This is a genomic window from Streptomyces sp. NPDC087422, assembly GCF_044744145.1.
GTDB lineage: Bacteria > Actinomycetota > Actinomycetes > Streptomycetales > Streptomycetaceae > Actinacidiphila.
In genome coordinates this window covers 194,381-207,163 of record NZ_JBIUXT010000011.1, presented here as the reverse complement: position 1 = coordinate 207,163, position 12,783 = coordinate 194,381, and the positions used below count along the sequence as shown (strand labels likewise).

11 protein-coding genes are annotated in these 12,783 nt (G+C 72.1%); 6 read left to right on the top strand and 5 right to left on the bottom strand.

The annotated features are described in order from the left end of the window. Positions 1-51: 51 nt before the first annotated feature. The 3 genes from ACIO6U_RS29595 to ACIO6U_RS29585 all read left to right on the top strand — a co-directional run bounded on the left by ACIO6U_RS29595 (position 52) and on the right by ACIO6U_RS29585 (position 1,791). Positions 52-705, top strand: coding sequence for a pentapeptide repeat-containing protein (locus tag ACIO6U_RS29595; protein WP_401723726.1), 654 nt, complete (start codon positions 52-54; stop codon positions 703-705). Between the two features lie 12 nt (positions 706-717). Next, complete coding sequence (locus tag ACIO6U_RS29590) at positions 718-1,218, top strand: glutathione peroxidase (RefSeq protein WP_391044449.1); 501 nt, start codon at positions 718-720, stop codon at positions 1,216-1,218. A 126-nt stretch (positions 1,219-1,344) separates the two neighbouring features. Continuing rightward, positions 1,345-1,791 (top strand): hypothetical protein, encoded by a 447-nt coding sequence (locus ACIO6U_RS29585; RefSeq protein ID WP_188281773.1) that lies wholly within the window; start codon positions 1,345-1,347, stop codon positions 1,789-1,791. Between the two features lie 153 nt (positions 1,792-1,944). Here the strand turns inward: ACIO6U_RS29585 and ACIO6U_RS29580 are convergent, their stop codons facing one another. Together ACIO6U_RS29580 and ACIO6U_RS29575 are read right to left on the bottom strand one after the other, a co-directional pair. Further along, the gene (locus ACIO6U_RS29580) at positions 1,945-2,379 is read right to left on the bottom strand and encodes a hypothetical protein (protein ID WP_391044452.1); all 435 of its coding nucleotides are present in this window, start codon (positions 2,377-2,379) and stop codon (positions 1,945-1,947) included. A 134-nt stretch (positions 2,380-2,513) separates the two neighbouring features. Continuing rightward, positions 2,514-3,521 (bottom strand): LuxR C-terminal-related transcriptional regulator, encoded by a 1,008-nt coding sequence (locus tag ACIO6U_RS29575; RefSeq protein WP_188281775.1) that lies wholly within the window; start codon positions 3,519-3,521, stop codon positions 2,514-2,516. A 451-nt stretch (positions 3,522-3,972) separates the two neighbouring features. Here ACIO6U_RS29575 and ACIO6U_RS29570 point away from each other — a divergent pair, with 451 nt between their 5' ends. Then, a complete protein-coding gene (locus ACIO6U_RS29570; protein WP_401723721.1) occupies positions 3,973-5,295 on the top strand; it encodes a Gfo/Idh/MocA family protein in 1,323 nt (440 codons plus the stop codon). A 191-nt stretch (positions 5,296-5,486) separates the two neighbouring features. Next, entirely contained in the window at positions 5,487-5,726 is a 240-nt protein-coding gene (locus ACIO6U_RS29565) for a hypothetical protein (RefSeq protein WP_355344375.1), read from the top strand. 204 nt (positions 5,727-5,930) lie between these two features. Here the strand turns inward: ACIO6U_RS29565 and ACIO6U_RS29560 are convergent, their stop codons facing one another. Together ACIO6U_RS29560 and ACIO6U_RS29555 are read right to left on the bottom strand one after the other, a co-directional pair. Next, positions 5,931-8,819 (bottom strand): AAA family ATPase, encoded by a 2,889-nt coding sequence (locus ACIO6U_RS29560; RefSeq protein ID WP_401723718.1) that lies wholly within the window; start codon positions 8,817-8,819, stop codon positions 5,931-5,933. A gap of 255 nt (positions 8,820-9,074) precedes the next feature. Beyond that, on the bottom strand, positions 9,075-10,940 hold the full coding sequence (locus ACIO6U_RS29555; RefSeq protein ID WP_401723715.1) for a M1 family aminopeptidase: 1,866 nt from the start codon (positions 10,938-10,940) through the stop codon (positions 9,075-9,077). Between the two features lie 693 nt (positions 10,941-11,633). Here ACIO6U_RS29555 and ACIO6U_RS29550 point away from each other — a divergent pair. After that, positions 11,634-11,906 carry a LuxR C-terminal-related transcriptional regulator gene (locus ACIO6U_RS29550; protein WP_355344366.1) on the top strand — a complete coding sequence of 91 codons (273 nt, stop codon included), beginning with the start codon at positions 11,634-11,636 and terminating at the stop codon, positions 11,904-11,906. A 118-nt stretch (positions 11,907-12,024) separates the two neighbouring features. On the opposite strand, the gene ACIO6U_RS29545 is transcribed toward ACIO6U_RS29550, so the two are convergent. Further along, entirely contained in the window at positions 12,025-12,765 is a 741-nt protein-coding gene (locus tag ACIO6U_RS29545; RefSeq protein ID WP_391161574.1) for a glutamine amidotransferase-related protein, read from the bottom strand. Positions 12,766-12,783 lie beyond the last annotated feature (18 nt).

Sequence of the window (12,783 nt, the reverse complement as noted above, 5' to 3'; positions counted from 1 at the left end):
GCCGCCGATGCCTCACGGGGCGCTGTCGGAGGTGCCGCGTACGCTGGCCGAGTGACACCCCCGGACGAACTCGCCGACCTTCCGTACGCCGATCTGCTGCGTCCTCACACCGGCCCGCTGGCCGTCGAAGGGGACTACGACACCGTCCACTTCGACCGCCTCGCCTTCGAGGACGAGGCGGCCAACGGCTCCCGCTTCCTGGAGTGCGCGGTCACCGACTGCACCTTCACGGACACCACCCTGCGCCGGTCCCGGATCAACGACCTGTGGGCCACCGGCAGCCGCTTCACGGGCGTCTCGCTCGCCGAGAGCGACTGGCTGGACTCCTCGCTCACCGCCTGCTCGCTGGCGGGTGTGGAGGCGTTCGGAGCCGTCCTGCGCCGGGTCACCTTCCGGCGCTGCAAACTGGACTCCGTGAATCTGCGCGCCACCGCCCTGCACGACGTGGCCTTCGAGGACTGCGTCCTGCGCGACGTCGACTTCGGCGAGGCCAAGCTGAACGGGGTGACCTTCCCCGGCAGCAGCATCGAGCGCGCCCGGCTCGGCCGCGCGACGCTGAAGAAGGCCGACCTGCGCGGCGCGGTCACCATCGACCTCGCCGACGGATACGAGTCGCTGCGCGGCGCCCTCATCAGCTCCTCGCAGCTTCTCGACCTCGCCCCCGCGCTCGCCCAGACCCTGGGCATCACGGTCACGGACCGATAGGAGAATTCACTCATGAGCAACCCCGCAAGCCTCTACGACATCCCCCTGAACACCATCGACGGCGACCCCACCACCCTCGGCGCCCACGCGGGCAAAGCCGTCCTGGTGGTCAACGTCGCCTCCAAGTGCGGCCTGACCCCGCAGTACGAGGGCCTGGAGAGGTTGCAGAAGCGCTACGCCGACCGCGGCTTCACCGTCCTGGGCGTGCCGTGCAACCAGTTCGGCGGACAGGAGCCCGGCACCGCCGAGGAGATCCAGACCTTCTGCTCCACGACCTACGGCGTCAGCTTCCCGCTGCTGGAGAAGGCGGATGTCAATGGCGCGAACCGGCATCCGCTCTACGCCAGGCTGACCGATGTGCCCGACGCGGCCGGAGAAGCCGGTGACATCACCTGGAACTTCGAGAAGTTCCTGGTCAGCGCCTCGGGAGAAATCGTCGGGCGTTTTCGGCCGCGGACCGAGCCCGAGGCTGCGGAGGTCGTTGGGGCGATTGAGGCACAGCTTCCGTCGTGACCTTGCCACGTGCTTAGATGCGCGATTGCGCCATGGCAGAATCCGGCCGGTCCGTGGACATTGTCCGGATCACCCTGTTCCTGGTTCGCTCTTCTTACCGCCCCAAGCGAGGAAGGGACAGCGGCAGTGCAGGAGATTGATTTCCGTAGCGGACACCTTTGTGTCGAGACGGACCCTGCCCTGTGCGTTCCTTGCCAGGAGCGGTTGGATCGGCAACTCGCCTTGCTTCCCCGGGTATACGGCGAGTTGGAGGTGGCACTCGTACCGGCGCCGAACTCCGGCGACCGACTGACCGGCACTGCCCGGCCCGGCATCCCCCTGAACGGGCCGGCTGTCGAGGCGCGCGCCGCCATACGAGGCACACTCGCCTCCTGGGCCGATCTGATTGTCGAGGGCCGCACCGTCCGTCTCCCCCTACGGACGGTGCCGGCCCTCGCGGCCTTCCTGCGCCGCCACCTCGGCTGGCTCGCCGTACATCCGGCAGCCGAGGACGCGGCCACGGACATCGATGAACTGGTGCGGCGGTCCCTGCGGATCGCCCGCCCCTGTCAGGAAGTGACATCGGCTCCCTGAGCCCCCAGGATTCCCCCCACAATGCAGGAAACGCTGTACGGCCCGTGAATATCGCTCACGGGCCGTACAGCGCTGTGCGGGTCTTGGCGGGTCTTGCGGCGCCGGGGTCCGGCGGGGAAACCAGGACCTGGTGGCGCGGAGAGCTCGGGGAAATTAAACCGACAGTGATGACACGGTCACATCGGTCGGGGCGATATTCGGGAACCAGTTCCCGGCGGGGACGGCGTTCGGGAACCAGTTGTCGGGAGAGACGGCCACGGCGCTGGGGAACCAGTTCACGGGTACGGCACCCGGGAACCAGTTGTCGGGGGATACGGCGCTCGCGGTGGGGAACCAGTTCGCCGGTACGGCGTTCGGGAACCAGTTGTCCGGGCCGGTGTCCGCGCTGGCGCCGGGGAACCAGTTCGCGGGCTGAGCACCGGGGAACCAGTTGTCCGGGGCCACCGACGTGTCCGCGGGTGCACTGGGCGCCGGAGCGGAATCCGAACCGGCGTCGGCGAAGGCGACGGTTGTTCCGATAGCCGACGACAGAGCGAGCACCAGGGCGGCGACGGCGGAAATCTTGGTCGTGTGCCGGATGCGCGACATCGTGATCCTTCGTTGGGAGGGCAGGCGCTCAAGGGGGTGATAGGTACGCGTAGCCCTGCCGATGATGTCAAAATCGGACAGGGCCAGGCCAGATTCCGGTTGTGCGTAAGTGCGCAATGGCGCGAATGCGCAGGTCAAATTAGCCCATGGGCCGCAGCGAGGACTCCCGCCTGGAACCGGCTGTCCGCCTGGAGATATCGCATGATCTCTGATACCAGGCGACTCACAGTGCGCAGGGACACCCCTAGTTTGCGCGCGATCCGCTCATCTGTCAGCCCGTTGGCCAGAAGTCGCATCGTCGTGCGGTGCTGTTCGGTCAGCTCGCCCCCCGAGTCGAAGCTCCCCGCCGACTTCGCCGAGTACGGCACCGCGCGCAGCCAGCAGTCCTCGTAGAGCGCCACGTACGACCGGACCAGAGCCGCGCCGCGGACGATGACGGCGGGGCCCGAAGGGTTGTCGGGATTGGCCGAGACAAGCGCGCTGTGCGAATCCGCTATCAGGAGGTCGAAGGGGACCTGGGTCGCCAGCCTGACCTCGACTCCGACCGCCGAGAGTTCCGTCAGGTATTTACGTTGACGTGGCGCGGAATTAATGCTCTGCCCGTATACGGCGCGGACTTTCACGCCCCGCTCGATAAGCGCGCTGTCCGCGGCGATGGAATGCACGAGAACTTCGGCGGGCGGCAGCGGTCCCGGATGCATCGAACCGGTGGATTCCGTGATGCGCGCATTGAAATCGCCGATGGACTGCCGCTTACGGTTTTCCCCGATGAGGAGTTCCACCTCGATCTCCGCCGCGTCGCGCAACACCGCGGGGCGGTAGCGCTCCATCAGCGACTCGGCCGCCCGCACGATCGAGGACAACTCGTCGCGCTGGGCCTGGAGCGCCTCGCGCTGCCGGGCCAGCAGACCGATCAGGGCGGTGTCGGGCTCCACCGAATCGACCTCCTCCGGCACCCGACCGGCGCGTATGAGCCCCAGCTCCCGCAGCTCCGACCAACCGGCCCTGGCCTCGGCGTCGGTCAGCCCGATGCCCGCGGCCGCCTTCTCCGGGGCTATGGATCCGTTGGTGCGCAGCGTCTGGTACAGAGCGAGACCGATGTCCTCGGCATCCGCCCCGCCACTGCGAACAACTCCCGCCACGGCTAGCCCCCTCTCGTCACCGCGGACCGGTCCCGTGGGTCGGCCCGCGGCGTGCCGACAGCACCCGAAGCGACTCTAGCAACGGTTCTGTCCTAAGCCGGCGGACGAGTGTTCGCCGCCGGTTCCATGAGTGCTTCCAGGAGTGAGGGGTATTACCGGCGCGGCCCGGCGACCGGAAGCCCGCAAGTGCGACTTTTCCGGTTGCACATCGCCTATTCGTCGCCCGCGTCGAATGGGTGCGGAGGCGCAGGGCGCCAACGTGGGAAACATCCTCTTGGGCACACGTCGGCATGTCAATACCTGTTTTTGACACTGGCCACCGCATCGTCGCACCTCCACGCATACATGGTCGGGCACCATCGGTCGCCACGCCAGTGACCCTCACCCCGGCGGGCGCGCGCCGCCCGCCGTGTGATGCGCTGGGAGAGAGACGGAAAAGGGGTGCGGACCGATGGGACAACCGGTTCCCGTGGCGTTGATCGGCGCGGGCAAGGTGGCGCACGCGGCGCATCTGCGCGAGATGCGCGACCTCCCGGAGCTGCTGCGCCCGGTCGCCGTCATCGACCCCGATCCGGCGCACACCGCGGCCGTACGGGCCTGGTTTCCCGGTACGCGGGCGGGCGCCGGGTCCTGTGCGGCGGACGGGGCCGGTGGGGTGACACCGGCCGGAACCGGGAGCCCGGTCGGTGGCGCGCGCCCGGCGGACGGTGTCGCCGTCTGCCGGACGCTGGACGAGGCGGTACGGGCCGGGGCGCGGGCCGCGCTGGTCTGCACGCCGTGGTGGACGCACCGGGACGTGGTCCTGGGCTGTCTGGAACGGGGCCTGCCGGTGCTCTGCGAGAAACCGGTCAGCCTCGACCTCGCGGAGATCGACGAGCTGGCGGCGGCCGAGCGGCGCTCGGGGGTGCCGGTGGCGGCGGGTTACATGAAGCGGCACGACCCGGTCGTGGCCCGCTTCCTCGACCACTGCCGGGAGCACCTGCCCGCCGTCCGCCGGATCACCGCCGACATCCACGACCCCAACGCGCCGCACCAGGTCGAGCACCTGCTGCCGTATCCGCCGCCGCCCTTCGGCCCGCAGCCGCCGCCGGCCGAGGCGGCGCTGGTCCGCGCGCTCGGCCCCGGAGTGACGGAGGCGGTGGCGGAAGCGACGGAGGCGACGGAGGCGACGGCGGTGGCGGCGCGGCGGCGTGAGGCGTACGCCCGCGGCCTCGGCGGCTCGCTGATCCACCAGGTCAATCTGGTGCACGCGATCCTGGCGGGCGGGGACCTGCGGCTGCACGGGCGGCTGCTCGACGCCACCGGCTGGGCGGGTACGAGCGCGGTGAGCGCGCGCTGGCGCCCGGCCGACGGCCTGCTGGTCGACCTCACCCATGTACGGCTGCCCGGGCACCGCCGCTACCGGGAGACGCTGGAGTGCGTGGCGGAGGACTCGGTGGCCACGCTCACCCTGCCCTCGCCGTACGCCCGCGACGAGGCGGCCACTTTGCACGTCGACACCTGGGACGCCGGGCCGGGCCTCGGGACGCGGCGCACGTACACGGCGGAGCCGGGGCGTACGGGTTTCCGTCGGCAGCTGGTGGCGTGGGCGGGGAGCCTGCGCGGGGACGGGAGCGGCGGGGGTGTCGGCGGGGCCGGAGTCGGGGCCGGTGCCGGGATCGGGGTCGGCGGGGGTGTCGAGGGCGGCGTCGGGGGTGGCGCCGCGCTGCCCGGTCTGCGCGAGGTCAGGCAGGACACGCTGGCCGTCCGCGAGGCGGCACTGCGCCTCACCTGACCCACGAGGGCCATCCGTCGGCTGCTGTCACACATTGGCCTAGACCTATTGCTGCGGCCTGTAGTCAACGGCTAACGTTCGATCACGGCGCGCGGCCCGAACAGCTCTGATCTGGACGTCTGATCCGCACACGCAAGCCCCCTTCCCTCCCCCCGCAGGCGCTTCCGCCTGCCCGGAAAGGAGTTGTGCACATGACCAAGCGACTGATGGCCCGCACCGGAACGCTGGTGGCCACCGCCCTGCTCGGCCTTGGCGTCTTCGCCGGCGCGGCCCAGGCTTCCCCGCCGCCCGGCAGCGGCTTCATGTTCATGGGCTACTTCCCGACCTACGCGTCGTGTGTCGCCCAGGCACAGGCCAACGCGCCCATCCACGGCCCGGTCTACATCTGTGAGTTGGGCACCAACAACTTCTACCTGCTCTGGATGCACTGACCTCGCGTCAGGCACAGGGCGAGGCGGGCCGGTCGTTCACGGGGGCGGCCGACTCGCTCGTACGAAGGGGTGTTCCGCCGACCGGGCGGGGCGCCCCTCGGCGTTCTCCCCCAAGTCCGCGGGTCCGTAGGGCCGTACGTCGGTACGTCGGTACCTCCGTACGTGCCGCGAGGCCGTGTTCGCGTCACGTACGCACGCTCGCCGTCAGACCTCGTGGCGGTCGGCGGCCGGGTGGTCGAGGGCGACCCTGGCCAGATCGACGCGGGAGCGGACGCTGAGCTTGCGGTAGGCGCGGGTGAGGGCGGCCTCGACGGTCTTGACGCTGATCACCAGGGTCGCGGCGATCTCCCGGTTGCTCGCGCCGCGCGCCGCCAGCGCGGCGACCCGGCGCTCGGCGTCGCTGAGCGCGGTGAGCGGCGCGGCCCGGTCGTGCGCACGGCCCGGCGGGTCGACGCGGTCGAACCCGTCGTACCCGCCGAACCGGTCGTACCCGCCGAGCCGGTCGAGCCGGTCATCGCGGTCGACGCGGTCGGCCTCGGCGTCGGTCAGCGCCAGCCACGGGTGCGCGCGGGCCGCGCGGAAGACCCGCGTCGCCGCGTCGAGCGCGGCCCGCGCCGCCCGCGGATCGCCGCGCCTGGCGTGCAGCCGTCCCAGCGCCAGCCGCGCCCTGCCCTCCTCCAGCGGATACGGCAGCGCGGTCAACGTGGTGACGGCCGCGCCGAGTTGGGCCACCGCCGCGTCCGAGTCGCCGCGCGCCTCGGTGACCAGCGCGGCGGCCCTGTCGAGCACGGCGAGCAGCCCGCGGCGGCCGAGCCGGGCGGCCTGCGCGCGGGTCGCCGCGACCAGGTCGGCGGCCTCGTCGGTGGCGCCCGACCTGACCAGTGCTTCGGCGAGGTCCGCTTGCCAGCGGCGCATCGCCGGATCGCCCTGCCCCTGTCCCGTCTCCAGCAGCCTGGCCCGCTGGAGCGCGTGCACGGCCGCGGCCGTCTCGCCGCGCAGCAGCCGCACATGGCCCTCCGCGTGCAGCGCCCTGGGCAGGAAGAGCTGGTCGTCGTCGTCCTCGCTGTGCCGTCTGGCCCGGTCGGCGGCGGCCAGCGCCCGTTCCGTACTGCCGCCCGCCGCCTCCGCGAGCGCGACCGCGTACCAGGCGGGGCCCTGGCTCAGCCCGCCCTGTTCCGCGATCCGCAGGCTCTGGTGTGCCAGGTCGAGGGCGCTTTCGCAGCGGCCCCGCAGGATCTCCACCTGGGCGAGGCCCGACAGGCACTGGCACAGGCTCTCGGCCGAGCCGCGCCGCCGTACCGTGTAGACCAGCGCCCGCAGTTCGGTCCGCGCGTCGTCCAGCCGGTCGTGCAGCAGATGGCGGCGGTGCTTGAGGAAGACCGGGCCGTTGTGGTCGAAGAGCACGCGCGGGTCCTGCGGCCCCGCCAGCGCGGCGGCCAGGGTGTCCTCGGCCTCCGGGCGGCCGAGGTAGAACTCGACGGCCGCCTGCTGGCTGAGCGCCGACAGTTCGGTGCGGCGGTCGCCCGCGCTCCTGGCCAGTACGGCCGAACGCGCCGCGTGCGTATGGGCCTTGACCGCCGTGCCCTCCACCATCCAGGCCCGCCAGCTCATCCGGTGGTGCAACTGGGCCAGCAGCCGCGGGTCGTCCCGCGCGTCCTCGAGCGCCTGCGGGAAGACGTCCGCCACTTCGGCCATCGCCTGGCCGCACGAGTCCACGATGACCATCCACGCCCTGACCCGGTCCGCGGGCCTGCCCGGTTCGGCCGGCGGTTCGTGCAGCACCTCGTGCGCGATACGGCGGGCCAGCGGGTAGTCGCCCGCCGCGACCGCGTCCTCCGCCGCCGTCAGCAGCCGGTCGGTCTCGGCCGCCGCGTCCCCCGGCGGAGTGCGGTCGGCCGCGAGCCGCCCGAGTCTCGCCGCGGTCGCGGGGGAGCCCCGGCGGCGCGCCGCGGTCGCCGCCGCCGACAGCGCGGCGGCCACCTCCGCGTCCCAGCCGGGCGTCAACGACGCCAGGTGGTGGGCCCGTTCGACCGGATCACCGGCCGCCGCCGCGAGCGCCGTGTGCACCCGCCGCCGCTCGTCGGGCTCCGCGTCCTCGTACACCACCCGCGCCAGCAGCGGCGGTACGAAGCGCACCGCCCCGCCGTCCGGCACCGGCTCCACGACCCCCTGCCGTACCGCCTCGGCCAGTTCGGCCACCGCGTTCTCCCGCCCCGCCCGGCGCAACAGCCGTACGGTGGGCCGCTCGGCGGCGCTCGCGGCGAGCACCGTGGTCCGCGCCCCGGCCGTGAGACCTGACACCCGGCCGAGCAGCGACTCGCGCAGCGAACGGGGTACGGGGAGCGGCCCCGCCGTCTCGCCCTCGCCGAGCGCGCGGGTCAACTCCAGCGCCACGTAGGGGTTTCCGCCGCTCTCGGCGTGCACGCGGGCCGCCACCGCGCGCCCGCCGAGCAGTTCGGCCACCTCCCGCTCGGTCATCGGCGGCACGTCCAGCACCGCGGCCCCTTCGGCTCCCGTCCACGCGGCGCCGTCCGCGCGGAGGGCGACGGCGGTGGTCAGCGGCAGGCGGGCGGCGCGGCGGGTGGCGAAGGCGAGGAGGGCGGCGGTCGGTGCGTCGAGCCACTGGACGTCGTCCACGGCCAGCAGGACGGGGGAGCGGGCGCAGAGCGCGGTGAGCAGGCGGAGCAGGGCCAGGCGCAGGGTGAGCGGGTCGGGGGGAGCGGCCCCGGCCGCCGCGGGCGGGCGGCGCAGGGCGGCGCGCAGCGCGTCGCGTTCCGGCGGCGGGAGGTCGGCGAAGGCGGTGTCCCCGACGTCGGACAGCAGGTCGATGAGGCCGACGTACGGCAGGTGCCGCTCGGCGGGGGAGGGCGCGCAGCGCAGGACGCGGTGGCCGGCCGCGGCGTGTTCGTCGGCCAGCGCCGTCAGCAGGGTGCTGCGGCCGATTCCGGCGGGGCCGGTGAGCAGGACACCGGCGCCGCCGCCGAGTGCGGCCCGCGCGGCGGTCATCAGCGCGGCGCGGCTGCGGACCGCAGCCCGCCTCGTGGGGGTGGGGCGGGCGGCGGTCCTGCCTGCGGAACGCGTCGCTTCTGTCATGCCCGGGGCCCTCCCGACACGGCGTGGGCCCCGATCATCAGCTTCGATCGTGCACCTGTCAAGAAGGCGTGACGGTCGTCGGAGGCGTCGCGTGTGGGGCACCCCGTCCGGGAACCGCCGCGGCTCCCGGACGGGGGCGAGAAGTGAGGGGCCGGGTCCCGGCCGGGCCTGGACCCGGACCCGGCCCCTCGGCCTTGAGGGCCGGCGGCCCGGGGCCCGTGGCGCGGCCCTGGCCGTCGATCCGCCGGACAGGCCCTAGCCGTCGATCCGGTGCTGCGTCCAGAAGGACGTCAGGTCGACCGTGGTCGCCGCCTGGGCCGCGGCCTTGAACTCCGCGGTGGTGGAGACGCCGTACCAGTGCGACTGCGCGTAGCCGCGCAGGAGTTGGGTCATCGCGGTGTCACCGATGAGGCGCCGCAGGTCGTGCAGGGCGCACTTGCCGTAGTTGTAGACGACCGTGCCGTAGCGCGAGGAGTGCGCGTCCCAGTACGCCATCGAGTTGGTGATCTTCTCGGCGGAGGACGCCCAGGAGACGCTGTTCCAGCAGCTCGCGCCGGTCTTGCCGAGCGCCAGGTCGGTGGAGTAGTCCGCGAACGACTCGTCCAGCCACGGGCTGTTGTACTCGTCGTCGCCGACGATCCCGTACCACCACTGGTGCCCGATCTCGTGGGTCAGCGCGGTGGTGTCGACCAGGTCGAGGACGAAGCCCGGGTACTCCATCCCGCCGAACCAGAAGTTGTTGTCCAGCACCGCGTCGATCTCGCTGTACGGGTAGGCGCCGAAGCGGCCCGCGTGCGCGTCCACCGCGTTCTCCGAAACGGTCAGCATGGAGTTGGAGTTGGCGGTGCTGATGCCGCTCACCGCGTACACGTTGACCTTCACGCCGCCCGGCGACGTACCGGAGACCTTGCTGAACGGGCCCGCGGCCCAGGCGAAGTCGCGGACCTTGCTCGCCGTCGCCTTGGTGACGGTGCGGCCGGAGGCGCCGGGGGTGTCCACCGAGGTGCCGGTCGCCGGGACGGAGATGCCCGTCGGGTGGTCGAGCGTCACCGAGAAGTCGGCGGCCAGCGAGTAGAACGCCTCGCCGTTGTTGGTGTACGGGTCGAGGTGCCAGCCCGCCGCGTCCCGGATCGCCAGCACCGGCAGCGCGTTGCCGATGAAGCTGAAGGAGCCGTCCTTGCCGAACCGGTCGGCCCCGCTGGGCACCACGATCTTCAGGTCGAACCCGACCGTGCCGCTCTGCCCCTGGGCCAGCGCCGCGGGCAGCGTCACCTTCAGCGCGGTGCAGTTGACCGTCAGGGCGGACGCGGTGCCGCCGGTCACGTTGGTGACGGTGATCGGCGTCGTCGGGCAACTGCCGTGGTAGTTGTCCCACAGCCGCAGGTACACCTCGGTGAGCGGCGTGGCCGAGGCGTTGGTGAGGTTCACGCTCTCGTGGCCGTTCCAGGTGCCGCCGGTCGTGTCGCTGGTCAGGCTGACGGTGTACGCGGGCGCCGCGGGCGTACGGGTCGCGTCGGCCGCCGGGGGCGGTGTGGTGTCGCCCGAGGTGTTCAGCGCGATGTCGTCCAGGACGAAGCTGGTCTGGAGGCCGGAGTCCTCGGTGCCGGTGAAGGCCAGGGTGACGCTCTGCCCGACGAACGCGGACACGTCGACGGTCCGCTGCACATAGCCGGTGGCCGCGTCGAGGTTGGAGTACGTCGCCAGCGTGGTGCTGCCGATCTTCGCGGTCAGCTTGTCGTAGGCGGTGGTGGTCGTGGTCTCCGCGGTGTCGATGTGCAGCCAGAAGGTCAGGCTGGCGGCCGAGCACCCGGCGGGGATCGTGACGGTCTGCGACAGGCTCTCGGTGTGCGTGGAGCCGTACCCGTTCAGCCAGGCGAACTGGGTGCCCGCGTGCGCGCTCTGCCCGCCGCCGGTGGTGATCACTCCGGTGGAGCTCGTCCAGGGTGAACTGCCGGATTCGAAGCCGCCGTTGGCGATCACCTGGGTGGGGGTGCAGGCGGCCGGGGCGGCGTGGGGGGCGGTCCGTGGGGGTGGTGCGGCCTGCGCGGGCGCCGCGGCGACCGCGCCGCCCGCGACGAGGACGCCCGCGGCGGCGACCAGGGACAGAAGTCTGTTTCTCATCGGATCCTCTTGTGGGGTAGGCGGATGAGCCGACGGCGGAGGGTCGGAAGGCGGGTGGCGTGGGTGGCACCCCGGGTGGGAGTCTGCACAGTGCGCTCACAGGAAGTAAGGCCCGCCGGAAATCCGTAGGGATATCCCTATGCGCGCGGCTTCGAAGCGACATCGAAGCGGCCTCGAAGCGGCTTCGGTGCCACGCGCAATCGTATGAGCGCGCGCGGCGCCGATTCACGGGTGCCGAATGCCCGCGTGTCGAATGACCGGACATGTGCCGCCGGCACGCGCGTCCACCGGGCTGACGGAGCGTCAATGAGAAGCGGGAGCGCTCCCGCGCGAATTGCGCCCGGCTTTCAACTATGTCACACAACTGCCCGTCTGGCCTGGGGAGTTGACGCATCGCCGCTGCTAAACCTGGATCGGGGTGTCACGTATGTGGCGTAGGTCACGTGATTGCCTCGCCTGAACCGGGCGGCGGACAGCCCCCGTTGTTTACTGTCGGGGAGTGGGCGGAGCGTCAATATCCGGCCGATCACCGCGAGCTCATGAAGCCCGGCGAAGGGAGTGACGATATGAACGGTCAAATTCGGTCGGGCGATTGGCGTGTTCAGCCCATTCGGCACCTTCTGCGTTGAAGGTCTTCATTGGGAGTTGGGGAGTAGCGTGTACGGGGACAAGCTTCTTACTGACCGTCAAGGATTGAGTCGGTTCGACAGGGGACGGGGTGGCGGCGCGGGTCTCGCGCCACTGGAGCGCTCGGCGCTCAGCACCCTCACCCCCCGCGAGCGCGAGGTACTGAGCGTCATGGGCTTCGGCGAGGGCAACAGGGCACTCGCCTCCCGGCTCGGTATCGCCGAGCGCACCGTGAAGGCGCATCTGACGAGCATCACCCGGAAGCTGGGGCTGCGCTCCAGGGTCGAGACGGTGCTCGTGTCACTGGAGTGGGCCGAGGATCTACGCCGCGTGGAGTGACATCCGCACGGACCCTGTGAAGCGCCCTGCGGCAAGGCCCGCCGCCCGGCACGGCACAGGGGCCGTCGTGCGGTACGCGGCGTGACCGCGTTCCCCCGCGCTCACCCGCGCGAGGTGATCACGCCGCCGACGCGACGGCGGCGAAGCGCAACGCCACCTGACGCCATACGTCGGCCGCGGCCGCGTCGTCCCGCACGGCGGCGCGGTGCAGCTCGTCGCGGTCCACGCCGTGCCGCCGCAGGCGTTCGACGTTCCACCCGCGGATGCGGTCCGCCGTGGTCTCCGGGTGGAACTGGACGCCCCAGGCGTTCTCGCCGACCCGGAACGCCTGGTACGGGCAGCGCTCGCTCTCGGCCAGCCACCGCGCGCCGTCGGGGAGTTCGACGATGGCGTCCACATGGTTCTCGATCGCGGTGGGATGCTCGGGCAGCCCGGTGAACAGCGGGTCGTCCGCCGCCTCCTGACGCAGCGTCAAGGTCGTGCTGCCGAATTCGGGCCGCCCGTGCTCGCCGCGCACCGCGCCGCCCGCGACCTGCGCCAGCATCTGGCCGCCCAGGCAGATCCCGAACACCGGTGTGCCGGCCTCCAGCGCCTGCCGCACCAGCTCGCGCGTGGCCGCCAGCCACGGGGCCCGCTCGTCGTCGTCGGGCAGATAGCCGCCGCCGAGCACGATCAGGGGGCGCCGCCCCAGCCGCTCGGGCACCTTCTCGCCGTCGTACGCGGCGACCACGTCCACGCCGACGCCGCCCTCGCCGAGCCAGCCCTCCCATCGGCCGGGCCCTCCGGATGCCCCGTGCTGCACCACCAACGCCGCCGTCACGCCCGTACCTCCGCTCGCCCGCCCGTCGTCCGCACCCATGATCCCCCGCGCCCCGCT